This window comes from Stenotrophomonas sp. 82F1, from assembly GCF_056861525.1.
Window position 1 is genome coordinate 54,400 of sequence record NZ_JBSPUD010000011.1, and the last position, 24,762, is coordinate 79,161.

A 24,762-nucleotide genomic window follows, 5' to 3' on the forward strand; every position below is an offset into this window, starting at 1 on the left:
TGGGCTCGGCTCTACGGTAGATCCACGCCATGCGTGGATGGTCAATTCAACGCGCGGCCGCGTACCACCGCCGCTTCCGCCGCGCCAGCGCCGTCGCCAGTTCTTCCATCAACGCCTGTGCACGCGCTCGCGGCAGGTAGCGCAGCGCCAGTGCCACATCGCCGTGCGCACCGGCGGTGTCCAGCTGCAGGCTGGCCGTGCCCAGCAGCTTGTCCAGCGGAGAGCGCTGCAGGCGCAGGCCCTGCACCTTGTCCAGCTCGGCCCAGCGCCACCAGCGCTTCCACCAGCCGCCGCGCACCGCCACAAACTGGCCGTCCAGGTGCCAGCCCATCCGTGCCATCTGCCGGTGCGCGATCAACAGGCTGACCGGCAGCCAGGCCAGCAGTGCCAGCGCCGGCAGGCCCCAGCGCCAGTACAGCGCGGCGGTCAGCAACGGCACTGTCAGCAACGTGGACAACGACAGTCGCCACCATCCACGTTGCGGTATCGGCTGCCACTGCTGCGGCGGCCATTGCAGCTGCGGCAGCAGGTGGCGCACCAGCCCGTCGCAGGCGCTGGCGCCGGCCAGCGGTGCCAGTTCGCGCAGCGCGCGATCGTCATCGCGCGCGGGGCCACCGGCGGCGCTGTCGATGCGCAGCTGGCGCAGCCCGAACCAGCGCTGCAGGGTGCTCTCGCCCAGCGTCCAGGCCTGGATGCGGCGGCGTGCGACGCTGCTGCGGGTGCGGCTGAGCAGGCCGGTGGAGACAGTCAGGCGCCGCTCGCGCTCGCTGAGGGTGAAGCCGTGGTAACGCAGCAGCGTCAGCACCACCGACAACACCCGCAGCAGCAGCCAGCCCAGCAGCAATACCGCGGCCAGCAGCACCAGCCCACCGGTTACCCCGGTGTGCAGATGGCTGGCGTAGCCGAAGGCCTCGCGCCCGCCGCGCTGGATGGCATCGTCCATGACCGGGCGCGGTACGGTCTGGAACAGAACACCGAAGGCGGCGATCGCCAGTGCCCAGCCACGGTTGGACAGCAGGCCCATGCGCAGCACATCCCAGCTCGACAGGCGCAGCAGGACCTGCTCGTCGTCGGACGGCACGACACTGGCAGCCGGCGCGTCGCCCGGCGTCGGCTGGGGCGCCTGTCCACGCTGGCGCACCAGTTGTTCCAGGGCCAACGCCTGGTCCAGCCGCAGCACCCGCATCTCCGCTTCCGGGCGCACGCCGCCGGCCGACTCCAGGCGCAGCTCGGCAACTCCGAACAACCGATGCAACGGGTTCTGCCGCACTTCCACGTTGTGGATGCGGGCGAAGGGAATCTCGCGCCGGTTGCGCGCCAGCAGGCCGCTGCGCACGGTGATCGCATCGTTGCCGATGCGGTAGCGGTAACTGAGGTACTGCAGTACCGAGACCAGCACCAGTGCGGCGATGGCGGTCAACGGGATCAACTGTGCCCACATCGGATCGCGGTCGCCGCGTTGGCCGAACACCAGCAATGCGACCAGCGGCAGGAAATAGTGGCGCAGCTGCATCAACAGCACGAACAGCCACGACCACGGGTGCAGGCGATGTTCTGCGCCACCACTGGGCAGCGACGGCGGCAGGGGCGGCGGCAGGCTCACAGGGCGTCGGCGTCCTGGTCGAGCTGATGGGCCAGGGTGTCACGCAGGCGCTCGGCATCGGCTTCGTCCAGGCCGTTGACGGTGACCGCACTCAGGCGGGTGCCGGCGGTGTGCACGATCAGCGTGGCCAGGCCAGCACGCCGCTCCAGCGGCCCGCGCCGCAGGTCCAGGTGCTGCACGCGCGAAATGGGAATGCGGGTCTCCAGCTGCCACATCAGGTCGCGGCGCAGGCCCAGGCCCTGTGCATCCAGTCGCCAGCGGGTGCGGGTCAGTCGGCGATGGCCGATCCAGCCACCGAAGGCGAGGCCGACCAGCAGGCCCAGCGATGCAGCCCACAGGTCCCCGGGAAGATCGAAGAACCACCAGACGGCCGCCAGCGGTGCGCCAGGGATGAAGAGTCCGCCGAAGGCGCCCTCCAGCGCCGCCAACCGGGCAGCGCGCCGCGGCAGGGGGTGCCAGTGGTCGAGGGGCATTTCGGTGGCGGCAACAGGCAAGGGAAGTTCGGTCACGCGGGCGTCCGTCGGGCAGCAGGGCGGGCAGGCGCGGTGATGGCCGCACCGCGCAGACGTTAGCAGGTCGCCCGCGTTACTGGGCGGCCTGGATCAGCGCGTCGACGTCCAGCAGGTGGCCGGCACGGTCGGCCTTGGTGCGCAGGTAGTGCTCGTTCTCGGCGGTGATCTCGCCGGTGACCGGAATGCAGTCCAGCACTTCGATGCCGGCGTTGCGCAGGCGCTGCGCCTTGGTCGGGTTGTTGCTGAGCAGGGCAACACGGGACACACCCAGCCCGCGCAGCATCGCCACCGCGCTGCCATAGCGGCGCTCGTCGGCGCCGAAGCCCAGCTGCGCATCGGCGTCGATGGTATCCAGCCCGTCATGCTGATAGCCGTAGGCGCGCATCTTCGCGGCGATGCCGGTACCACGGCCTTCCTGGTCCAGGTACAGCAGTACGCCGCCGCCCAGTTCCTTCAGCTTGCGCAGGCCACGGCGCAGCTGGTCGCCGCAGTCGCACTTGAGCGAACCGAACAGGTCGCCGGTGAGGCACGACGAATGCACGCGCACCGGCACCACGGCGGACAGGTCCGGTTCGCCGACGATGATCGCCACCTGGTCGCGCTGGGCGACGCCGCCGCGGAACACCGCGAACGTGGTCATGCCGACATCGCGCAGCGGCACCGGAGAACGCGCCACCAGTTCGTAATCATGTGCGGCATGCGCAGCGCCTTCGGCCAGGTCGCACAGGCCGACGTCGGCGGCGCCATCAAAGGTGTTGTCGGCCGCCTCAAGGCGCACGGCCACCATCGCCGGCAGCAGCAGGCCCAACCGGGCCAGTTCCACCGCGCCGGCATCGAACGCATCGCCTGCGCTCCAGGCCGCGGGCATCGGCCCGGGTTCGCGCAGGTAACCCAGCGAGGGCAGGGCATCGAACGCAATGCCAGCCAATGGCAGGCGTGCACCCTCGGGTGCCTCCACGCCGAGCACGCGGGCGCGGGTGGCGGTCAGATACAGGTAATGGCGCTCGCGCGCGGCGCTGGCGAAGGCGGCAAAGCTGCTGGCAGTGGCGCTGTCCAGCGCGATCACCGCCAGGCGCTGGCCCTGGCCATCGTGGAGCAGGACCGGGCGACCGGCGCGCAGTTCGGCGACCGCGCGCTCGCAGCGGATCGCTGCCGGATCACCGAACAGGGAGGGAGCAGACATGGCAGGACCGGGGGAGGCGGACATCGGTGTCTCTATGGGGGCGCCAGCGCCGTATTCAACGTGCTGCGGCGGTGTGTCGCAGGCCGGGTGGAGCGGCTCTCAGTGCGGATGCTCGTCGGTCGCGTACGGGTCTTCCTCGCCGCTGCCCGGTGGCCGCAGCGTATAGCGCTTGTAGGTCCACTGGTACTGCGCCGGATCGCGGCGGGCGATGCGTTCGATGCCTGCGTTGAGCGCGGTGGCGGCGACCTGCGGGTCCGGGTCGGCCACGGCCGGATCGGTCGGCTCGATGTGCAGGGCGAATTCCATGTCCGGGCCGATGCGCTCGCACCAGCCGTACAGCACCGTCGCGCCGGTGCGCTCGGCCAGCCGGTTGACCAGGGTCATGGTCAGCGCCTGCACGCCGAAGAACGGCACGAACACCCCGTCGCCGGCCTTGGGCTGCTGGTCGGGCAGGATGCCGGTGGCGCCGCCGTCCTTGAGTACCTTGAACAACTGGCGCACGGCCGGGCCCTCGGCACGCACCTGCTGCACGTTGTGGCCGCCGCGCACGATCTGCAGGAAGGCATCACTGGCCTCGTCCTCCGGCGGCTTGTAGACGATGGCGATCTGCCCGCGCGAGGCCAGCCACTGGTTCAGCAGCTCCCAGTTGCCGTAGTGCGGGGCCGCCACGATCACGCCCTTGCCGCTGGCCAGGGCCGCGTCGTACAACGCCTGGCCATGGCGCTCCTTCAGGTGCAGGCGCAGGTTGTCTTCGGGCTTCCGGCTCCACAGGCGCAGGGTCTCGATCGCCTGCAGGGCAGTGGAGCGCAGCAGGTCGCGCTGCAGGCGGTCGCGTGCCGGCGCGTCCAGTTCCGGGTAGGCCAGCTCCAGGTTGCGGCGGGTGACGCGGCTTTCGCGGGCATCGAGGCGCACCCACGTCCAGGCCAGGGCGCGCGCGAATCCGCGCAGCAGCGGCCAGGGCAGGCGGGCGAACAGGGTGGTGGCGCGGTAGACCAGCCGGGCTTTGCGGTGTGGATTCATCACCCCCAGTTTAGCCAAGGGCGCTGCTATCGTGGCCGGCCCCTTGCCTGGAAGCCTGCCGATGCTCGTCCTGATTCAACGTGTCAGCCAGGCCGCCGTGCATGTGGAAGGGGAAGCGGTGGGGCAGATCGGCCCCGGCCTGCTGGCCCTGGTCGGCATGGAGCCGGGCGATACCGAGGCCCAGCTGCAGCGAATGGCCGAACGCCTGCTTGGCTACCGTGTGTTTGCAGATGAGGCCGGCAGAATGAACCGCTCGCTGCGTGATACCGGCGGCGGCCTGCTGCTGGTCAGCCAGTTCACCCTGGCCGCGGACACCCGTTCCGGCATGCGGCCGAGCTTCACCAGCGCGGCACCGCCGGAGGAGGCTGAACGCGGGTTCAATCGATTTGTCGACATTTGTCGTGAAAATCACGCGCCGGGGGTGGAAACGGGCCGCTTCGGTGCCCATATGGTCGTCAGCCTGGTCAATGACGGTCCCGTGACCTTCCTCCTCAGGCCCTAGGCCGCCGGGACCACCGCCCGGCAGGCCGGGCCCCGGGCTGGTATAATGCTACGTTCCCTATTTCCCCCTAGCCGGTGGCGCGAGCACTACATGGCCAACGAACGTCCTGCCCAATCCGAAATCAAGCAACTGATCAGCAAGGGCCTGGAACAGGGCTACCTGACCTATGCCGAAGTCAATGACCATCTGCCGGACGACATGGTCGACCCGGAACAGATCGAAGACATCATCGGCATGATCAACGGCATGGGCATTGATGTCCATGAAGTTGCTCCGGATGTGGAAACCCTGCTTCTCAACGACGGCAACACGGGCAACCGTGAGGTCGACGACACCGCAGCCGAAGAAGCGGCCGCCGCGCTGAGCGCGCTCGACACCGAAGGTGGCCGTACCACCGACCCGGTGCGCATGTACATGCGCGAAATGGGTACCGTCGAGCTGCTGACCCGCGAAGGCGAAATCGCCATTGCAAAGCGCATCGAAGAAGGCCTGTCCCAGGTCCAGGCCGCACTCGGCCAGTTCCCGGTGTCGGTCGAATCGCTGCTGACCGATTACGAAGCGCACAAGGAAGGCCGCAAGCGCCTTGCCGAAGTGATCGTCGGCTTCAACGACCTGACCGACGACGTGCCGGCTCCCGCCGCTGCCGTGGCCGATGACGCGGACGACGCCGACGCGGACGCCGACGAGGAAGAAGACGACGTCGACGGCGGCGATGAAGAAGCCGCACCGACCGGTCCGGATCCGGAGGAAGTCGCCGCGCGCATGCAGGCGCTGGGCGATGCCCTCAACGCTTTCAAGAAGGCTGCTGCCAAGGGCGACAAGAAGAACCTGCTGAAGCTCCGTGAGGAGATGTCGGCGGTGTTCGTCACCCTGAAGCTGCCGCTGCCGCTGACCGACGTGCTGACCAAGCAGCTGCGCGACACCATGGGCAGCATCAAGGCGCACGAGCGCCGCGTGCTGAACCTGGCCACCGTCACTGCCCGCATGCCGCGCAAGGACTTCATCCGTTCCTGGGAAGGCAACCAGACCAACCTGGAATGGGTGGAAGACGCACTGAAGCGCAAGCAGAAGTGGTCTTCGGCGCTGCGTGAAGTGAAGGACCAGATCGTGTCCGAGCAGCAGGCCACCATCGACATCGAGAAGGTCACCCTGCTGGACCTGGACGAGCTGAAGGAACTCAGCCGTGCCATGGCCTACGGCGAAGCCAAGGCGCGCAAGGCCAAGAAGGAAATGGTCGAGGCCAACCTGCGCCTGGTGATCTCCATCGCCAAGAAGTACACCAACCGCGGCCTGCAGTTCCTCGACCTGATCCAGGAAGGCAACATCGGCCTGATGAAGGCCGTGGACAAGTTCGAGTACCGTCGCGGCTACAAGTTCTCCACGTATGCGACCTGGTGGATCCGCCAGGCCATCACCCGTTCGATCGCCGATCAGGCGCGCACCATCCGTATTCCGGTGCACATGATCGAAACGATCAACAAGTTGAACCGCATTTCCCGCCAGATGCTCCAGCAGTACGGCCGCGAGGCTACGCCGGAGGAGCTGGCCAAGGAAATGGACATGCCGGAAGACAAGATCCGCAAGGTGATGAAGATCGCCAAGGAGCCGATCTCGATGGAAACCCCGATCGGCGACGACGAGGATTCCCATCTGGGCGACTTCATCGAGGACACCAACGTGGAGTCCCCGATCGAAAACACCACCAACATCAATCTGTCTGAAACCGTGCGCGACGTGCTGGCCGGCCTCACCCCGAGGGAAGCCAAGGTGCTGCGCATGCGCTTCGGCATCGACATGAACACCGACCACACCCTCGAGGAAGTCGGCAAGCAGTTCGACGTGACCCGCGAGCGCATCCGCCAGATCGAAGCGAAGGCCCTGCGCAAACTGCGTCACCCGAGCCGTTCGGAGCAGCTGCGCAGCTTCCTGGATATCGATTGATTTCCAGCGCGTGCTGATGTGTTGAGAGAAACCCCGCTTCGGCGGGGTTTTTCTTTTGGGCTGGGGCCGGATGGCGAGGGTGCCTTCTGTAGAGCCGAGCCCATGCTCGGCTGCTCTGCCGCGATGACGCTTTGGCCAATTCTTCGTCGTCTCCGACCGCCAATATTTGCGCCTTTTGACGCAACCGGCTTGAGCATTGTTGAGCAATAGCGCGCGACTCCGTGCGACGGGCAGAAGCTGGTCAGCTCAATCCTCAATTGCCCCAGTGCGTCGAGCCTTCTGAGTCGCCATGGCTCCCGCATGCCCTGTCGCATACAACAATTGAAGCCACTACCTTCTCTTCCACACAGTCCCCGCAGGTGCTCAACACACCGTCGTAGGAGGGCTGTCTGCCGCAACAGCAACAGCAGGCAATCCAGGGTCAAACCGCATCACTCGTTACCCCGGCGAGTTCAAAGGTTCCTGGCCGGGTGGCGCGCAGCCATACAAGACCCCGCAAGGGGAAAAGCTGCGGGCGGCCCTACGACCGTGTTGAAGCACCCGGCCGCCTCTCTCAACAGGAGGCGTAGAAGGTTCGACGAATCGTAGGAGATCCAAGATGAGACTGAAGGCGATAGCCGGCAAGGGCGCTGGCGACCGGGTTAGTGCAGATACGTGTGACTTCCCGCCCCTCCTGGATTGGAATGAAGTGATGCAGGACGAACGGGAGGATCGGCTGGGGTTTGCCAGACGCGCGACGTTCGCGCTGCTGACGCAGTCTGGAGCGGGATTGATCGAGGGCTTCGGTAGCGGCAATCAGAAGGGGCTGGAGGGGGCCATGAGGGCAGTGGCGCTGTTCCAAGCGCATCTGCAGGAGATGGAGCGGTTCGCTGGGATAGCCGAGAAGCGGTTGCAGCATGTTGCTCACGCACTAGCTACTGCCGATTGAGTAGCCGACTCCGGTCGTGCTCCACTACACTGTGGCGCTGCGCAGGGCCTATAGCTCAACGGTTAGAGCAGGGGACTCATAATCCCTTGGTTCCAGGTTCGAATCCTGGTGGGCCCACCAATTAGGCGTCTGAGTACGTCCAAATCAGTCCAAAAAACCTCCGAAAGTGCTGAGAAATAAGGGTTTGGGTGCCGCCGGAGTCTACCCCGGTCTGCTTGCATCCACCTAAGAAGTGAGTCAGTGTGTGAGTCAGAGGGCGGTCAAGTTTCGCCTGACTCACAAACATCTGACTCACATGCTTACTGACACCAAGATTCGTGCACTAAAACCAAGAGAAGCGGCCTATCGAGTGGCCGATACGAACGGCTTGGTGATCGAGATTCGTCCTGCAGGTAGCAAGGCTTGGCGCTATCGCTATCGCTTCCTTGGCAAGGCAAGCATCGTCACCTTGGATGAGTACCCAGCAATGGGGCTCCAGGCGGCGCGTTCTGAGCGCGATAGGTTGAAGGCCATGCTCCGCGGCGGCGCCAATCCTGCCCAGGTGGCGAGGACTGAGAAGGCAACGCATAGTGAGAAGGCGAGCGCTACGTTCTCCGCAATTGGATTGGAGCTGTTGGCGAAGCGGACCAGAGAGGGGCTCTCCCCAGGATCTGTGGTGCGAGAGCGTCGACTGATTGAGAAGGACCTGGCCATGTTGGCTAACATGCCAGTGTCGGACATAACTGCCCCGATTCTTCTGGCCGCGCTGCGGAAGCTGGAGCAGAGGGGGGTTGTCGAGACCGCTCATCGAGCAAGGTCCCATGCTGGACGAGTGTTCCGGTATGCAATCGCCACTGGGCGTGCGGAGCGCAACCCTGCCCAGGACCTGGCCGGAGCTCTGGAGCAGCCCCGGACAAAGCACTTTGCCGCCATGACCGATCCCTCAGAGATCGCCGGATTGCTGCGCGCGCTATGGAGCTATCAGGGCTCTCGCGTAACACAGGCTGCTTTGAAGCTCGCTCCGCTGACCTTTGTACGTCCCGGTGAGCTGCGAAAGGCGAACTGGGCCGACATCGACCTTGACGCCGGTGAATGGCGGTACGTCACCAGCAAGACGAAGACGCCGCACGTCGTCCCTTTGTCCCGGCAGGCTGTGGATGTGCTGCGTGATCTGTATCCCTATACCTCGCAAAGCGAGTTCGTGTTCCCCGGCATACGCAGTGTGCTAAAGCCGATGAGCGAGAACACGCTTAACGCCGCTCTTAGGTACCTGGGCTTTGATTCAGACACCATGGTGGGCCACGGCTTCCGCGCAATGGCGCGAACTGTGCTGGACGAAGTGTTGGGCTATCGACCGGACTACATCGAGCACCAGCTCGCCCATGCAGTCAAGGACCCGCTGGGGCGCGCCTACAACCGCGCGACACACCTGCCTGAACGTAGAAAGATGATGCAGTCATGGGCTGACTATCTGGATCAATTGCGAACGGTAGGCGTGGCGAATGTCGATCTTGCGTGACAACTGAAGAAATGCTGATGCCGCTTGGGGCGACGACTCGCTCGATAGGCCGTCATGCAGGGGGGGTATCAGGTCTCCCGCTGGTCGACTACTTGCCGGCGGAGTTATTGCATAGGCCCCAAGTGAATCTGCTTCGCGTCCAAGCTCTTCGTGAGATCCTTTGCGAGCTTCGAGATGCTCTTAAGCTGCGCGACTATGTACAGGAAATGCGCCGTTTCTTCGGTTAGAGCGGCTTGCACATCCTGCTCGCTCGACTTGCTCAAATCCGCAGGCCAGATCGTCCGAAAGATCTCCGGGGCTGGGGCACACTTCACCTTCTGATCGACAGCGGATGCGGTCGGCACGGGATACGACATCAAGAACTGGCTGGACGAAACGCGGAGCATGACAATCGTTACGTCGATGGTGTGGCAAGTCACGCGATCCTCTTCGGCGAGCATCCCCGCGATCCCAAGTGGAGACCTGGGAAGGAGGTCGGTTATGGCGTGCACTGCGGTGTGGCGTGAATCGATCGAGCCTGGAGTGCCGTCGCACATCTTGACGATGTTCAAGTAGACGTCCATCGCCGAATTGATATTGACGATCCTCGCGCGCAACTCAATGAACTCTCGCTGGTATGCCTGCCGGTTCTCTGAAAGTCTCAGCTCATGAGCCCGCTCTGCGTAGTGCATTGCTCCGATGCCGACGGCCCAGGTGCCAAGGGCTGCTGCAATGGCTGCTCCGAGGGTCAATAGCTGGTCCAGCGTCAGATCTGACGGCCGAGTTGCGTTCATGGCCATGCCAAAGAGGATGCTGATGACCATCACAGTCACTAGAAAAAGTATGTTGAATGACTTCTGCATGTCCGATCTCCCTTTGGGCCGGGAAATATAGCAGTCAAGCTAGATTGATCTGCCAGCCCGAAAACTGTTGCTTGAGCGATGTCAGTTCATCTATAGCAATGCCTTGCCTCTCTGGCTCCTGTGCGGACCGGAATCGACATCCATCACGGGTCGGAAGCTGAAGCAAGCAAGGTGCGCCGCGCCATCCAGGGCGATCTAAGGCCCGGAGGAAATTGAAGTAAGGCGGAGACGATTCCTGCGTGCGCGGTCGAACCAATCATCTTACTGGCGACAACCCCATCATGACAGCATGGCTATGAAGTTCCAGGGAGTGCTCAACGCCAAGTCGAGCCATGGCCGCGGTCTTGAGTCGACTTATGGCGCTAACCGTTCGGTGAGTTTGCTGTGCAATCTGTGAGATGGAGAGGCCGCCAGCAAGCATACGGACGACCTCCAGTTGTGAGGTCGTCAATCGGGTGCTGAGGCATTGGTCACCGTCGATCAGTCTCTTTCTGACTGATGTGGAAATGTAGGGGTCGCCACGAGAAGCTGCTGCAATCGCAACCAGAAGTTCCACCGCTGCGTCGATCTTTTCAACCACAGCGTCTGCGCCGGCGGACAGCGCCGCCTCGAGTACGCGCGTATTGCGTAGCATGGTGAGAAGCACAATGCGTAGATCTGGATTTCGGCGACGAAGTGCGCTGATCAGATGCAGCCCATCTGGTTGCTCACCACCGGGCATGCAGTAGTCCATCACGACGACGTCGCAGGTGGGTAATGCGCTATGCCCCAGCAGCTCAGATGGGTTGCCTGCGTCGCCGACCACACGCCACGACTTCATGCTGCGGGCAAGATGTCGGACGCCGATGCGTATTACGTCGTGATCATCTGCTAGCAGAATCCTGACGGGAGTTCTGCTTAGGTTGAACGATCGAGCCTTCCCAGCGCACAACGTACTCACACCGATGCGTATCGATGGCTAGGCGCTGAGTAAGCTTGTCGCGTGATCTTCGTCGTCGAGAGAACTGGGTCGGGCACTATGACCTCGATGCGATGCGAGAAGGTGGCTGTAGCTGAGTCGCTACGCTATTTGAATGATCCGCCTGTAGAGAGCAGATCTTCTCGTAATCCTACGGATGAATGCTGAAGAGATATCGGAAGAACTCTCTCGTGATTGTTCGAATTGTGGGGCTACCCATGCCCAGCTCATGCCCGTTCGGAATTCGAATCTTGGATCTTCCCTGCGGCGAGCAAGTGCAAAGGAACATGTAAAGTTTTTGTATGGTTCACTGAGGCGCGAGTTCCTATTGTTCCGGGCTGACAGCGCCGTGCCGCAATGGCATGCCGATCTGCTGTCAGTCATCCAAGGCATCAATCTAAGGAATTCGCCCCATGCATCTATTGAAGAAGCTCTTTGCCGCCGCCGTGTTCGCGACGGTCTCGCTCTCCGCTCACGCTACCCAGGCAGACATCAAGGTGTGGGCAACCGTGGATCCGACCTTGGCTCTGCTCAAGGCAGATGGCACGGCACTGGACGATATGGTGGAAATGTCCCATCGACCCGGTCCTGTCGGTACTGGTGGACTTAGCGCTTGGACGGAATCCGTGCGCATCTTTGCCAATGATGACAAGAAGGCTGTCTTGGTACGTCTGGCGCAGGATGCAGAGCTGGCGGCAACCCTCGGTGTGGGGCAGCCTGTTCCGCTGACTGTTAGCCTGGGCGGAAAAGAGCTTGGCACCACCGAGCAGACCTTTGATGCTGCGGACCTGTTCACGGGTAGCGACATTCCGGGTGCCTCGATTGCAATGCCGCTGCTGATCAAGCAGAAGGTCCAGGCCGCGATTGCGGAAGCTGGCTTGTACGAGGGCGTCGTGAGCATCGTGCTGGCACAGGCTCCGTAAGTGAATCCTTTGGCGCCGCCGTCTAAGAGCGGCGGCGCCTCTGGCTCCTCTCATGCATAAGAAGACCCTAGTACATTCGCAGCTGAGCGCGGCGCTATTGGCTGCGCTCGCATGTGCACCCGTGGCAGCTAGTCCGGTGCCGGCCGGATTTGAAGAGCTAGTAGCCGGTCAGGTTGAGCACTTGGATGTGCGCATTCTTGGACGTTCGGCCGGTCTCTGGCCCGTGCTGGTTACGCCCGATGGCGTACGTGTGGAGGATCCGGAGAAGGTTCTTTCTGCCCTTGAGCTGAGCCCAGAGGCGCAGGCCGCTTTACTGCCGGCGCTCTCAGGTACTTTGCCTCGAAACGGCCATCTGTCCTGCCTCCATGGTGCTGAGCACGCGGGCTGCGGCTATCTACCGCCGCCGCAGGATCCAGGCGCCGTGGAAGCAATCTACAACGAAGGGCAGGCGGCCTTGGAGCTGTTCGTTGCCCGTCAATGGCTGCCTTCAGTGACTCCAGCCCACGAGCGCTATCACGAGCCCAGTGCCGGCTCACGGAACGCGTTCTTTCATCAGCAAACGATCAATGTCGGAGGTGGACGGGGTTACCAGAGCCTATCTGCCCAAGGTAGTGGGGTGCTCGGTGTGACGCGTGACACTCATGCTGGCATTGACTGGACCTACGCCCGTCAGCAAGTGGGAGGTCGAGGTAGTTTCCAGCGGCTGGAGGTCAACGACGCCTACTTCAGACATGACATTGAACGTCGCCACTATGTCCAGGTTGGGCGCATGGATCGCCGCAATCTATCAAGCCCTCTGGGTGGGAGCTTCGCGCTTGGAATGCTACCGCTCGATCGGTTCGAAGGCATCCGTTTTGGTACCACACAGGCCTACGTCGACCAAAGCCTGGCGGCACAAGGAAGCCCAGTAACAGTGCTGCTTGGGCGTAATGCCCGTGTGGATGCATACGAGGGTGCGCGTCTGCTCCAAAGCTTCTATCTGGATGGCGGCATCAATGACCTGGATACGACGCGCTTCCCAGCAGGAAGCTACGTGGTAACCCTGCAGGTGTTCGAGGATGGGGTGCTGGTACGCAGCGAGGACGTACCGTTCAACAAGAGCGGCTCCAACTGGAACGATCAAACCCTTCAATGGTTCGTGCAGGGAGGGCGGGTCGTCTCTGAGGGCATGCGCGATCACGACTCATCGCTTCAGGCCGGAGTCCGGGTGCCGCTCCATCGAGATCTGGCGGGTACCGCCGGCGTAGCTGTTGTCGATGGAGTGGGCTACGCCGAGGTGCGCCTGGATGCCCGCAAGACAATCGGTAGTCATGAATTCAGCGGAAGTACTGCGATTCTGCGCGGTGCTGACGGTAGTGGAGGTATGCAGCACCAAGCCAGCTATCGTCACCATGTTTCCTTCAATGTGTTCCAACAGAGAATGCGTGGAGGTGCCTGCAACGGACTGACCTACACAGCCGAATCGCTGGGTTGCCAGGATTCACTCAGTGGATCCATCTCAGCTCCTTTTGCGGGTGGAACGGCCTATCTGGGATACACGCGGCGAATGACCTTTGCTCCGCGGTATGCCAACAACCCGCCACCATGGCTGGAACAGCCTTGGGTTCCAGTGCCTCCGCTCGTTGAGTTCCAAGGGGAACCCCGGTTGACGCGCTCTCTGCAGGCAAGTTTCAGCCGTAGCTTCCAGTGGCGAGGTTTCAACCTGGCGACCAGGGTTGGCGTATTCCAACAGCGAAATGCCGGCAATGGAGGCCGCGACCGCGACAGAGGCGCGTACCTGAGTTTGTCGTTGACCCGTCTGACAAGACGGCCGGCGATGACCAGGCAGGATCGTCTTGGCCTGGATCTTCAGAAGGGGCGAGATGCTCCTCAAACGACGACATGGCGCGCAGGCCAAGTGCGCCGTTGGGAAACAGAAAGTGGCTTCAGGGAGGTTGGTGGTGAGATCAGTGGAGGCAACCAGAAGCGCGAAGGTGTGCTTGCGAGCGTGCGAACGCAGGACCGCTTCGGCGCCAATGCGGCGACCGTCTCGCGCTTCCAAGGTGGTGGAAAGAGCGAAATGAGCTACAGCGCGACGCACTCCTCGTCATTCGCCTGGGGGCGCTCTGGCCTCTATTGGGGCATCGACACGGGCACGGGTTCAGGCGCAGGCGTAGGTGTTGAGGTTGAGAGTCCAGATGACCTCGCCCTTCAGGGCCTGGCAGCGGAAGTGCGGGTCAGCGGGGCTCGTCGCCATCTGCTGCACTTCGGTGATCGTCGCTTGCTACCCCTGGCTAGCTACACCGCCAGTCGTACCGAGGTCCAAGACGTCAGTTCACATGAAGTGGCTGCATCTGTGAGGGTTGACGGTCTTGGGGTGGGTGCGTCTGTCTTCCTGCCACCTGGACGAATGATGCTCATGCCCATTGGAATTGATCTTACATACACCTTCATCGGGCGCGCGCACGATGGTGAAGGTAAGGCGTTGGACGGAGCACGAATTCTCAATGCGCCGCTCCCGTCGCTGGGGCGTGACGGCGGCTTCGTCGCCGACTTCCCGCAGCGTGAAAGGACCCTGTATCTGCTGCAGTCCAATCATCTGCTGGAGTGCCCACTGCAGGTGCGCGAAAAGCGTGCTGTCGTGCTTCTGGTCGGAGCCGTGCGCTGCAAGCCTATAGCTGTGAACCGCCTCCCTGCGCAGGTCCAGCAGCAGGCGCGTGTGCAGCGGCTGCTGCGCGAGCAGAGTCTGCCCCAGCAGGTACCGACTGTGGCTGCCGGTGGAGTGCAACGATGAGCCTCCTGCGCGCTGCAATGCTTGGTCTCCTCGCGCTGCTCGCGTTTCCGGTCTGTGCACAGCGGCCGCCGGAAACGGATCCCATCAATAGGGAGGAGCATATCGTGCTTAGCTACGACCGTTCCTCGCCGCCACCTGATCAGGTGCTTATTCCTGAGAGAACTGTGCTGGGTTTCAGCTCGGACAGCAGTGACGGATATGGGCGGATCCACATCACTTGCATGTCCAACTCGGATGCCCAGCAGGGCCAATGTCCCACAGAAGACACTGGTCAAACCGTCGGGAATGCAGGAGCGATTGCTCTCCAGTTCACCGAGAAGAGAAGTCATCTCCGAACCACCCTGAACGTACGCGGGCATCTCCTGCGCGTCTACCCAACACGAGCATGCGCAAGCGACTTCTGGAGCTCCGGTCAATGGCCATTATGGACGTCCGATGATGGGGAATGCATTGGCGACATGCCAACAGGAACAGGCGCACTACTCGTGCTGGATGCCAATGAGATGGAGAAGCTGGTAGCGGGTCACTGGCAGGCGGAGATGCTCTTGGTGATGCGTATACCCTCCGGTGGTGGGAACGCGGGGGACTTCTTCACCCTCAAGTACACATTCGACCTGACAATTACAGATCATGCCAACGCGAGCATCTACTTCCCTCTCTGGGACGACGCAACACCGTTGGTTGGTCTCAACATTGCCTACAACCCAATCGGTGCGCCAACAATCGGAGGGCGTGCGTCGCTCGATATGTGCCTGTACGACGGTCTTGGCTCTCAAAGTCCTTATCTGGAAGTCACCATTGATGATCGTGCTCCCCCAGTAGCTGGTCGACCACCAGGCATGTACTCGGTGTGGCATGACGAAGGTGGCACCGATGAGAAGAACCGGCTCGACTATGCAATCACGTTGGAGTATGGGGGCAAGCCAATGGCCATGGACAACGGCGTGCTTAGGACCCTAAGCGGTATCGATACGGCAGTTCTGCGTCTGGTGATCCTGCCCGGGATGACACAACCGGTCTACTGCGTGCCAGCTCCACTGGCTCTGCTGACGCCATCTGTTGCCGCCTCTTCGAAGGCGGAGGGTCATTACCAAGGGGTACTTCATATCGAAATGAACGTACCCACCGGTTCGCCCTGATCTGCTTCTGACAAGGAATACTTTTGAACAGCATGACTACCAGCATTCGGGTGCTATCTCTTGTCCTTGCTTCAGTGCTCGCAGGGCCAGCGTACGCGAACCTAAGTGTCTACCCGATGCGGCTACCGGTCCATGACGAGCATGGCGGCCAGATTCGGGTCTACTCCCAGACGCCAAAGGTCCAGTACATCCAGACTCGCGTGACTCGACTTGTGCACGCCGCCACTGAACAGGAGCAGGAAGTCGATCTTGCTCCTGGCAGCTTGGAAGGTATCGCCGTGACGCCCGGGAAGTTCGTGCTTGGCGGAGGAGGAAATCGCCTGGTAAGGATCATCCCATTATCGCAGGTGACCGAAGAGTCTGCGTATCGCGTCTATTTCGAGGCCGTGCGGCCTCCGGTCGAGGTGGAGGTCGGCGAGGAGAAGGCTGGAGCAAGTGCCAGCGTTGGCGTCAGCCTGGTCTGGGGAGCACTGATCAGCCTGATACCGGCTCAGCCGGTCGCTGACATGCGTGTGGACGGAGAGATCTTATACAACAGCGGCAACGTACGTCTGGGGGTCATGAAGATCGAGAACTGTGACGTTGCCGGGAGCTGCCAAGAGCACCGCGTCGAGCACAGCGTGTATCCAGGTGAAAAGCTGGCCATTCCATTCAAACCCAGTCCGGGACACCGCATTCGTATTCACTATCGCCTTAGTCAGCATGGCGTACGCATTCACAAGCGAGAGATCTCTCTCTAGCAGCTAATGCAGCAAGCTCTGCGCGAGCGTGCTTCCAATCTAGATCAAACGAACCTCTGCCAGCCAAGCCGGCGGAGAGGGTATCGCATTGCCAATTTCTCACTCCTCTATAAAAGGAAGCCATGTAATGAATCGCATATACAGACTCATCTGGAACGCCACCTTGAATCGTTGGATGGTGGCTAGCGAGCATACGCGTGGGCGGGGAAAGCGCTCTGCGCGAACTCTTATCGCGGGTGCCGCCATTCTTCTCTCACTTCCAGCAATGGCGGAATCATCATTCGATGAGCGCGACGACGAGTACCGTCTTGTGCAATCAATGGCATCCATGCGGTACGCATCGGGAGCAGCTTTGAATGTGCGGGCTGTAACCCCTCAGTCCACTCATCAGCAACTTGCGTTGGTAAACGACTCTTCCTACCAGAACGCACAGCTGTACGGCGACCATTCAATGGTACTGGGTTCAAGGGCGATCGTGAACGGAGCCAACAGTGTTGGTTACGGAAACGACGCTTACGTGAATGGCTCCAATGGAACGGCAGTGGGTCAGCACGCAATTGTCATGACCGATAATGGCACGGCATTGGGGGCGGGAGCACGGGCAGACTCTGTGTCGGCGACGTCCGTAGGACACAACGCGAGCGCGAACGGTCAGTCGAGCATCGCGCTGGGAAGTGGCTCTCGAACACGCGCCCAGGATGCGATCTCCATTGGTTGGGGAACCAATGCTAGCGGGACAGGCGCGATATCACTTGGTGTCAGCTCAGCTGCACGCGCTAGCAAAGCCATTGCGCTAGGCGCAAACGCCATCGCGGACGGGCAGGTCTCGCTTGCATTGGGTCAAGGGGCTTCTGTTGGCAGCAATGCAACCGGCGGTGTGGCTCTGGGCAGTGGTTCGCAGGCGCTCGCTGCCAATACCGTCTCGGTCGGGAACAATTCGCTTCGGCGATCAATTGTCAATGTCCGGGACGGGTGGGTCGGGTCGGGCAGTTCGGAGGCAGTCACTGGCAATCAGCTGTACGCTACAAATCAGAATGTGGCGACCGCCATCAACACTGCCAATGCGGCACGCTCGGATGCCTCTTTGGCATTGTCGACGGTCAGCTTGGTTAGCGGGTTGATCAGCCAGACTGCATCCAATGGGGCGGTACAAGTTGGTGGACAGAACACCGGAGCTTCGATCTATCTGCACAATCGCTACGGTGGGGCGCGGGTGGTCAGCGGCGTATCTGCTGGCGCAGTGTCAGCCAATAGCAATGAAGCGATAAACGGTAGCCAGCTGAACGCAACCAATCAGAGCGTTTCCTCGGCTACTGGAACTGCCAATGCTGCCAAGATTGCGGCGGATGCTGCGAAGCTGGATGCCTCCAATGCCATTGGCATCGTCACACAGCTGGGTGGCCTGCTTAGCCAGGCCTCTGCCACTGGCGATGTGCTTGTCGGTGCGCAGAATGACGGTGCCGTGCTGGATGTTCATAACAAGTCTGGCAATGGGCGTGTCATCTCGGGGTTGGCCGATGGCCTGGTAGCCGCCAGTAGTGACCAGGCCGTTACCGGGAAGCAGCTCCACGAGACCAACACCGCGCTTGCGGCACAGCAGCAGTCCGTAGTGGCAAATGCGAACAGCATTGTGGTGAATCGTGCGGATATCGATGGAAACGAGTCCAACATAGACGTCAATCGCAGCGACATTGCCATGCTGAGAAGTGACTTTGACTCTTATATTCCCGATCTACAGGGTGTGGTGAGCTTCAATGATGATCGCACCATCGTTGACCTGGAAGGGGCTCTGCTGACTGGCATTCGCGTTGGAGACGCATCAAGCGAGGCCAGTACGGATGCCGTCACTGGGGGGCAGTTGTACTCGACCAATCAGCGGGTCGGTCGTATCGAGGAACTGAGCAAGTTCCTGTCGGTTGGAGCTGATCAGGATAGCGTCAAAGCTCAAGCTGGATTCCTTGCTGTCGCATTGGGCGACTCGGCCCGAGCGTCGCTGGATTCTGAGGGAGGTACCGCTATCGGGCCCTTCGCTAGTGCCCTGAGCAAAAACTCTGTGGCTCTTGGTCGCGCATCGTATGTACAGCATGACGCCGAAGGGGGCTTCGCTCTCGGTCTGAGCACCTCCGTGGCCGAGAGCAATGGCATCGCAATCGGTGCCTACAGTGAAGTTCGAGCGGGGGGCAAGAACAGCGTCGCGCTGGGGTACGCATCCATTGCAGGCGAGGCGGACACAGTATCCGTGGGTAGCTCAACGGTGAGTCGGCGAATTGTCAACATCGCGCGCGGAACTGCGGATGGGGATGCGTCCACCATTGTTCAGCTGAGGGGGGCTCTCGAAGGCTTGGGTGGTGGAGCTGCCGTTGACGTCAATGGACAGATCATCTCCCCAAGCTACAAACTGAATGGACAGACCTTCCGTAACGTTGGTGATGCGTTGACTGAACTGGATGGAGCAATCACCAGAAACGACGCAGCGATCGACGACGTTGGCTCCCGCATTCAAGAGATTTTCCAGGATGCGCCCTCTGTCCGTGGCGACGGCGCCAGGCAAGTCTCGCTTGCCGGCTCTGGAGGCATGATCCTGTCCAATCTCGCTGACGGACGCATTGAGGCTGGTAGCCGCGATGCTGTGACCGGAAATCAGTTGTTTGAGGCGAAGAGCGAAATCTCTCGGAACCGAAACGAGCTTGAAGGTCTTAAGGCCAAGAATGACTATTTCCATCCCCTTCAGTTGATGGGGACATCCGATGGCGTGATCGATTTTGGCGGTGCGTCGCTGACCGGAGTGGCTGACGGCCTTGTGGCTTCAGGGAGTCGAGACGTTGTCAATGGCGCTCAGCTGTACTCCACAAATTCTCGAGTTGATCGGGTTGAAGAGCTGGGAAGATATCTCTCAATCGGCTCGGATCAGGAAAGCGTGGCAGCAAGGGCGGGCTTTCTGTCTGTAGCGCTGGGGGATTCTGCGAGGGCGTCGTTGGATACGGAAGGAGGCACCGCGATTGGCTCCTTTGCCGGTGCTCTGAGCAAGAACTCCGTGGCGCTAGGTCGCGCAGCCTATGTTCAGGTTGATGCGGTTGCTGGCTTTGCCTTGGGTGCTGAGACACTGGTTGCCGAAAGCAATGGCATCGCGATTGGTACAGCGAGCCAGGTTCGGAGCGGGGCAACTAATGCCATCGCCCTGGGCTATGCTTCAATTGCTGATGCACCCGATACGTTGTCCGTAGGTAACTCCGGAATCAAACGGCGCATCGTCAACGTTGCGCGCGGAACCGCGGGCACTGATGCAGCTACCGTTGCCCAGCTGAGGGATTCCCTGGCCAGCCTCGATGGAGGTGCCGGCATCGATGCGAATGGCCAGATCGTCGCTCCCTCTTACTCGCTGGGTGATCGGGTCTATCACAAGCTCGGGGATGCGTTGAGTGCGCTGGATGGCGCCGTTACCGCAAACGAAACGTCGATTGATAGTCTTGACGCTCGCTTCCAGCGTGTTTTCCAGGAAGTTCCGTCCGAGCGCGCGGACGGCGTCGGGCAGCTGACCTTCGGGGGCGCCAATGGCATGGTGCTTGGCAATGTGGCCAATGGTCTCATCGCTGCAGGCAGTCGAGATGCAGTCAATGGTAGCCAACTGTATGCGGTTCAGAAGGATCTACAGGGCCAGATTGACGGTTTGGAGGGGCGTAGTGCCCATGCAGGCCGCATCGCAATGCCAATGACGCAGTCCGATGCACAGCCGGTCTCAGACCAGGAAGTGGACAGCCCAGCAGAGGCGCCGTTGGCGCAGGCCAATAGTCCCCAGCCGGTCAAGGCGGAGGGTGACCATGCGGTGGCAGTGGGCAGCGAGGGCGAGGAGCGCAGTGTCAAGCACGTGGCTCGCGGCACCGAGGAGAACGATGCGGTCAATGTCCAGCAGCTCAACGAGGCAATGGATCGTGCTAATCAGTACACCGATGCAGCAGTCGAGGGCCTGAACAAGAGACTGGATGGCATGGACAAGCGCTTCAACCGTATGGCTGCGATGAGCAGCGCACAGAGCGCAATGGCCATGAACACAGCCGGTCTGCAGACCTACAATCGGCTTGGCGCAGGTGTCGGTCACGCTGACGGGGAGTCGGCGTTGGCTGTTGGTTACCAGCGAGTGCTGAATGAGCGTGGCTCGGCCACATTCAGTCTCAACGGCGCATTCACCAACAGCGGTGAGCGCAGTGTGGGTGTCGGTGTGGGTATCGGTTGGTAGTAGATGATGGCACCCCGGCTAGCTGGCCGGGGTGCCTTGAGCTATGCGAGGCGGACCCGTTCGTTACCGCGGATGATGCTTCTGGTGAGCAGGAATCTGCTGATAGGACCTTGCCACGACGGCCGCGTGCCCAAGCTGCGGCGCCCCGGCTCGACGAATAATCGACCGGGAGGAGGGGCCATTTGCAAGATGCTGCAGATCAGAGGTAGCTCTGTCGCCGTGATCGGGCAGCCCAGCGAATCATTGACTGATGAAAAAACGCCCCGCCTAGATTGGGCAGGTGCGAATAGTGGGTGGAACCGCTGCATCCGGCCCGGGAGCTGGACATCACAGGTGATCCGGAGATCAAAGCGCAGCAGGCTCAGCGATACGAAAGAACTGGGTGAACAGTGTAGCGTGCCTCTTCGCGGAGGCAGATCGCACAGGCAACGGACAGCTCAGACTCCGTCCTGAGGCAGAGGATGCGCCAGCCCGATGCTGGCTGCAAAGCGAGGCAGATCGATATCTGGTCTGAGATGAAGTCGACGCAATGTGGCCATCTTCTGGTTCATCACCGTCGCTTCAGAACTATTGGTTGCCTTGGCGATCTCGGAGATGCTGCGCCCTGTGGCAAGCATTCGGATCAGCTCCATCTGCGAGGCGGTGAGGCGTGTCGCCTGCCGGTCAATGAGATTTGGTGGGGATCGAACTCCAGATAGAAGCAGCTCGATCATGGCCAGTATTGACTCTGGTTGCGATGACTTCTCAAGAACCGCATCAGCGCCCGCATGTCGTATATGGCTATGCAGCGTGGAGTTTGTAAGCATGGTGATCACTAGGATCTTGAGCCCCGGATGCCGCGCCCTGATCTCCTGCACCATTCGTGATCCGTCTGGGTACAGGGGAGAAGGCATGCAGTAATCGCAGACCAGCACATCGCAGGCACGCTCTGCCAACAGCTTTGTAAGTTGCTCTGGGCTCTGCGCTTCGCCGACAACCTGCCAATGCTTCTTGCGTTTGAGCAGATGGCGAATGCCAGTACGGACCACCTGGTGGTCATCTGCGACGATCAGACGGGCTGGCTGATGAGGTTTTGCGGGTAGTCCTGGCGTGGGCGGTTGAAGGCGCCTTGCCAAAGTGTGGGGTAGCGAGGATGCTTCGGTACGTGGGCCCTGCATGGTTACTTACTCCCGGTGATTTGGTTAGGGGCGCGTCGAGCTAGATCTCAAGGCAGTGCGTTTCAAGGCATTCGGCATAGTGGCTCATTGGTGCCGAAGCGCGAGTAAAGTCGTCGCTCGAATGGGGATTTGGGTGTGACCATTGAGAAAGTCCGAAGAGCTTTCCTCCAATTGCAATTGCTTAATGACCTGAAGACGAGGCCAAATCGGCGGAGCATGGTCATGGTGAGCCGGGTCAAGATGCCTGCCCATAGAAGGATTTCTAAAACCATGGCCGTGCTCATCTGGCCTATCGCACGCCACAGCAGCATGGTGCACAATCGCCTCGATGGCGGCAGGCTCATTTTGGAGCACTAGGTCAGGTGTTGTGCACAGCAATAGATGCCCCCTTTCAAGGAAGTAAAGTGAAGCGTATTGCCAAGCTTCTTACGTCGGTCTTCTGTCTACTCGCACCGGTCGTTTCGGCGGTATCGGCTGCCGATCGCTTGCCTGCGCTGGATCAAGCCGAGCTGCGTTGGATTCAGTTGCATCCGGTAGTACGCTTTGCCAGCGACGCCAGGCTACGTCCGCTTGAGTATGTTGAGGATGGTCAGTTCAAAGGGTTGACTGCGGATTACCTTGAATTCATTACACGCAAGACGGGGCTGCGCTTTGAATTTGTTGACGCGACCAACTGGAAGGACGCACAGGATCGGTTTGCAAAGGGTGAGGTTCTGCTGCTACCGAATGTGATGAAAGGGCGGATCGAGCCTCGCCTGGATGGACGGGTGATCATGTCCCGCCCCTATCTGGTCGCCTCCAGCGTCGTTTTTACATTGCCCGAAGCACCGGCTGTGCTGAGCATGGACCAGCTCGATGGCAAGGTGGTCGCTGCTCGTACCAGTGGAATGTATGCCGAGATGATCCGGCGGACCTTTCCCAAGCTGCAGGTGCTGGAGGCACCGACGCCCGACGCTGCGCTGGACGCGGTTGTGGCGGGCAAGGCAGATGCGGCGATGGGAACGGTGATGACCTTTCAGCCGTTTAGTAACCGAAAGTACCTCAGCGAGCTGAACATATCCCACCCGGAAATCCCTCTGGACATGCTGGCTCAGATGGGGAGCAGTGCTGATCATCCGATGCTGGCTTCGATCATCGACAAGGCGCTGGCCACGCTGACCACGCAGGAGGAGTCGCAGATGCGCGACGAATGGTTGCGGGAGACTGATTATGGTGCCCCGACCTTTGGCGCGATCTTTGAGTACAACGCCCCCTACATTCTGCTGTTGGCGGCACTGGCTGGCTTGCTCGTTCTGTTCGCCCACCGCGCCAATGCAGCGCGCCGACGCGCAATGGAGAGCGAGCGCGTCAAAGCTCGGTTCCTGGCAACCATGAGCCATGAGATCCGTACTCCCATCAATGCAGTAGTCGGTGCAGTTGAAATGCTGCTGGACTCTCCTTTGAACCCGGAGCAGCGTCAGCTGGCCACCATTGCAGTCAATGGAGCCGAAGTTCTTGATACCTTGCTCGACAACGTTCTGGATCTTTCCAAGCTGGACGAACGCCAGATGAAGCTGGAAGTCATTCCGGCAAACGTCGCCGCGTTGGCCGCCAAAACGGCGAGCATGTTCAGGGCCAAGGCAGAGGCCAAGGGGGTAGCACTTGTCATCGATGTGGGCACCATCACATCTGGCTATGTGCTGGTGGATCCCACCCGGCTGCGGCAGGTCCTGATGAACCTGGTCGGCAATGCAGTCAAGTTCACTTCAAAGGGACAGGTCAAGCTGAGCGTGGAAATCCGTTCCACGGAAGGACAACGCGCCGATCTCTGGATTGAGGTTGCAGATACCGGGGTCGGCATCGCCCTTAAGGATCAGGCCTCGATCTTCGATGCCTACCGCCAAGCCGACGCTGCAACCACCCGTCAATACGGTGGTACTGGTCTGGGGCTGTCCATCTGTCGGGAACTGGTGCAACTGATGGGAGGCGAGCTGAAGCTGAAGAGCCAGCTGGGGCAGGGCACTACGATCACTCTATCGATTCCGGTCACCTTGCAGGTCGAATCCGAAGCTGGGGCGGAAGATACACAGGCCGTGTCAGCGGATGATTCGTTGGCGAGTGCACGGGTGTTGTTGGTCGATGATCATCCTGATAACCAGTTCATCATCAGCGAGCAGCTCAGACGAATCGGCTTGGCTGCCGATATTGCAGGGAGTGCTGAGCAAGCGCTGACGGCATTTGGTCAGCGCGACTATGCCATGGTCCTGATGGACTGCCATATGCCTGGAATCGATGGCTATGAGGCGGCACGCATGATTCGGCGGCTTGAGGCCACTTTGCGCCGATCGACGACGCCGATTATTGCCATATCCGCGGCGACCGATGCTGCTCACTTGAGGCAGTGCATGGACAGTGGCATGGATGGTGTTCTGAAGAAGCCGCTTCGGATCGAGGACATCCAAGGGGTTGTCCGGCTCTGGCTGGGCTCGTCGCTGGACTTGAACGATGAGGATGAGGAAGCTCCGTTCGAGGAGTTCTCTGAAGCTGAGTTGCGTGCCCGATATCAGGCTGCATTGCTGGAGGATCTACAAATGTTGAGAGAGGCTGCGCAACGTCGAGACGAGACTCAGCTGCGTCAGCGAGCACATCGGATACGCGGTGCTGCCGGCATGGCGCAGGATCTGGTTCTGGCCGAATGGTCCCATCGCGTGGAGCGAGAGGGATGGCGCGGCCCTGATCTGGAGCTGGAGATCGATCAGATGGTGGCGCATGTCCAGGGCTGGAGCTTGTCAGGAGATTCCTCCCCAGGTTCTACTCCCTTCAACTAATC

17 protein-coding genes and 1 tRNA gene are annotated in these 24,762 nt (G+C 61.1%); 11 read left to right on the forward strand and 7 right to left on the reverse strand.

Going from position 1 to position 24,762, the window contains the following annotated elements; translation table 11 throughout:
* Positions 1-46: 46 nt before the first annotated feature.
* The 4 genes from AC13GI_RS12485 to AC13GI_RS12500 all read right to left on the reverse strand — a co-directional run bounded on the left by AC13GI_RS12485 (position 47) and on the right by AC13GI_RS12500 (position 4,318).
* Positions 47-1,603, reverse strand: a complete 1,557-nt coding sequence (locus AC13GI_RS12485; protein ID WP_482996412.1) for a PH domain-containing protein — start codon at positions 1,601-1,603, stop codon at positions 47-49.
* Positions 1,600-2,076, reverse strand: coding sequence for a PH domain-containing protein (locus AC13GI_RS12490; protein WP_482996483.1), 477 nt, complete (start codon positions 2,074-2,076; stop codon positions 1,600-1,602). Before AC13GI_RS12490 ends, AC13GI_RS12485 begins: the two co-directional genes overlap by 4 nt.
* 112 nt (positions 2,077-2,188) lie before the next feature.
* Positions 2,189-3,322, reverse strand: coding sequence for a GTP cyclohydrolase II RibA (gene ribA, locus AC13GI_RS12495; RefSeq protein ID WP_482996413.1), 1,134 nt, complete (start codon positions 3,320-3,322; stop codon positions 2,189-2,191).
* A gap of 75 nt (positions 3,323-3,397) precedes the next feature.
* Positions 3,398-4,318, reverse strand: coding sequence for a lauroyl acyltransferase (locus AC13GI_RS12500; RefSeq protein ID WP_099820532.1), 921 nt, complete (start codon positions 4,316-4,318; stop codon positions 3,398-3,400).
* A 61-nt stretch (positions 4,319-4,379) separates the two neighbouring features.
* Between AC13GI_RS12500 and dtd the strand changes: the two genes are divergently transcribed.
* From dtd to AC13GI_RS12525, 5 genes are all read left to right on the forward strand, one after another.
* A complete protein-coding gene (gene dtd, locus AC13GI_RS12505; RefSeq protein WP_482996414.1) occupies positions 4,380-4,820 on the forward strand; it encodes a D-aminoacyl-tRNA deacylase in 441 nt (146 codons plus the stop codon).
* A 90-nt stretch (positions 4,821-4,910) separates the two neighbouring features.
* The gene (gene rpoD / locus AC13GI_RS12510) at positions 4,911-6,761 is read left to right on the forward strand and encodes an RNA polymerase sigma factor RpoD (protein ID WP_482996415.1); all 1,851 of its coding nucleotides are present in this window, start codon (positions 4,911-4,913) and stop codon (positions 6,759-6,761) included.
* 598 nt (positions 6,762-7,359) lie between these two features.
* On the forward strand, positions 7,360-7,689 hold the full coding sequence (locus tag AC13GI_RS12515) for a hypothetical protein (protein WP_482996416.1): 330 nt from the start codon (positions 7,360-7,362) through the stop codon (positions 7,687-7,689).
* A 44-nt stretch (positions 7,690-7,733) separates the two neighbouring features.
* Positions 7,734-7,809 (forward strand) — tRNA-Ile (locus AC13GI_RS12520).
* 175 nt (positions 7,810-7,984) lie between these two features.
* Complete coding sequence (locus AC13GI_RS12525) at positions 7,985-9,187, forward strand: tyrosine-type recombinase/integrase (RefSeq protein WP_482996417.1); 1,203 nt, start codon at positions 7,985-7,987, stop codon at positions 9,185-9,187.
* A gap of 104 nt (positions 9,188-9,291) precedes the next feature.
* Here AC13GI_RS12525 and AC13GI_RS12530 read toward each other — a convergent pair whose 3' ends face one another.
* Together AC13GI_RS12530 and AC13GI_RS12535 are read right to left on the reverse strand one after the other, a co-directional pair.
* Entirely contained in the window at positions 9,292-10,029 is a 738-nt protein-coding gene (locus AC13GI_RS12530; RefSeq protein WP_482996418.1) for a hypothetical protein, read from the reverse strand.
* 256 nt (positions 10,030-10,285) lie between these two features.
* Positions 10,286-10,969 carry a response regulator gene (locus AC13GI_RS12535; protein WP_482996419.1) on the reverse strand — a complete coding sequence of 228 codons (684 nt, stop codon included), beginning with the start codon at positions 10,967-10,969 and terminating at the stop codon, positions 10,286-10,288.
* Positions 10,970-11,400: 431 nt separating this feature from the next.
* Here AC13GI_RS12535 and AC13GI_RS12540 point away from each other — a divergent pair, with 431 nt between their 5' ends.
* The 5 genes from AC13GI_RS12540 (at position 11,401) to AC13GI_RS12560 (ending at position 20,796) form a co-directional block, all read left to right on the forward strand.
* On the forward strand, positions 11,401-11,910 hold the full coding sequence (locus AC13GI_RS12540) for a CS1 type fimbrial major subunit (protein ID WP_482996420.1): 510 nt from the start codon (positions 11,401-11,403) through the stop codon (positions 11,908-11,910).
* 52 nt (positions 11,911-11,962) lie between these two features.
* Positions 11,963-14,683, forward strand: coding sequence for a TcfC E-set like domain-containing protein (locus AC13GI_RS12545; protein ID WP_482996421.1), 2,721 nt, complete (start codon positions 11,963-11,965; stop codon positions 14,681-14,683).
* Positions 14,680-15,822: a CfaE/CblD family pilus tip adhesin gene (locus tag AC13GI_RS12550; protein ID WP_482996422.1), complete on the forward strand. Its 1,143-nt coding sequence runs from the start codon at positions 14,680-14,682 to the stop codon at positions 15,820-15,822. Before AC13GI_RS12545 ends, AC13GI_RS12550 begins: the two co-directional genes overlap by 4 nt.
* A gap of 32 nt (positions 15,823-15,854) precedes the next feature.
* On the forward strand, positions 15,855-16,562 hold the full coding sequence (locus tag AC13GI_RS12555; protein WP_482996423.1) for a pilus assembly protein: 708 nt from the start codon (positions 15,855-15,857) through the stop codon (positions 16,560-16,562).
* Between the two features lie 127 nt (positions 16,563-16,689).
* The gene (locus tag AC13GI_RS12560; RefSeq protein ID WP_482996424.1) at positions 16,690-20,796 is read left to right on the forward strand and encodes an ESPR-type extended signal peptide-containing protein; all 4,107 of its coding nucleotides are present in this window, start codon (positions 16,690-16,692) and stop codon (positions 20,794-20,796) included.
* Positions 20,797-21,233: 437 nt separating this feature from the next.
* On the opposite strand, the gene AC13GI_RS12565 is transcribed toward AC13GI_RS12560, so the two are convergent.
* Positions 21,234-21,953: a response regulator gene (locus tag AC13GI_RS12565; protein WP_482996425.1), complete on the reverse strand. Its 720-nt coding sequence runs from the start codon at positions 21,951-21,953 to the stop codon at positions 21,234-21,236.
* 404 nt (positions 21,954-22,357) lie between these two features.
* Here AC13GI_RS12565 and AC13GI_RS12570 point away from each other — a divergent pair, with 404 nt between their 5' ends.
* Positions 22,358-24,760, forward strand: coding sequence for an ATP-binding protein (locus AC13GI_RS12570; RefSeq protein ID WP_482996426.1), 2,403 nt, complete (start codon positions 22,358-22,360; stop codon positions 24,758-24,760).
* Positions 24,761-24,762 lie beyond the last annotated feature (2 nt).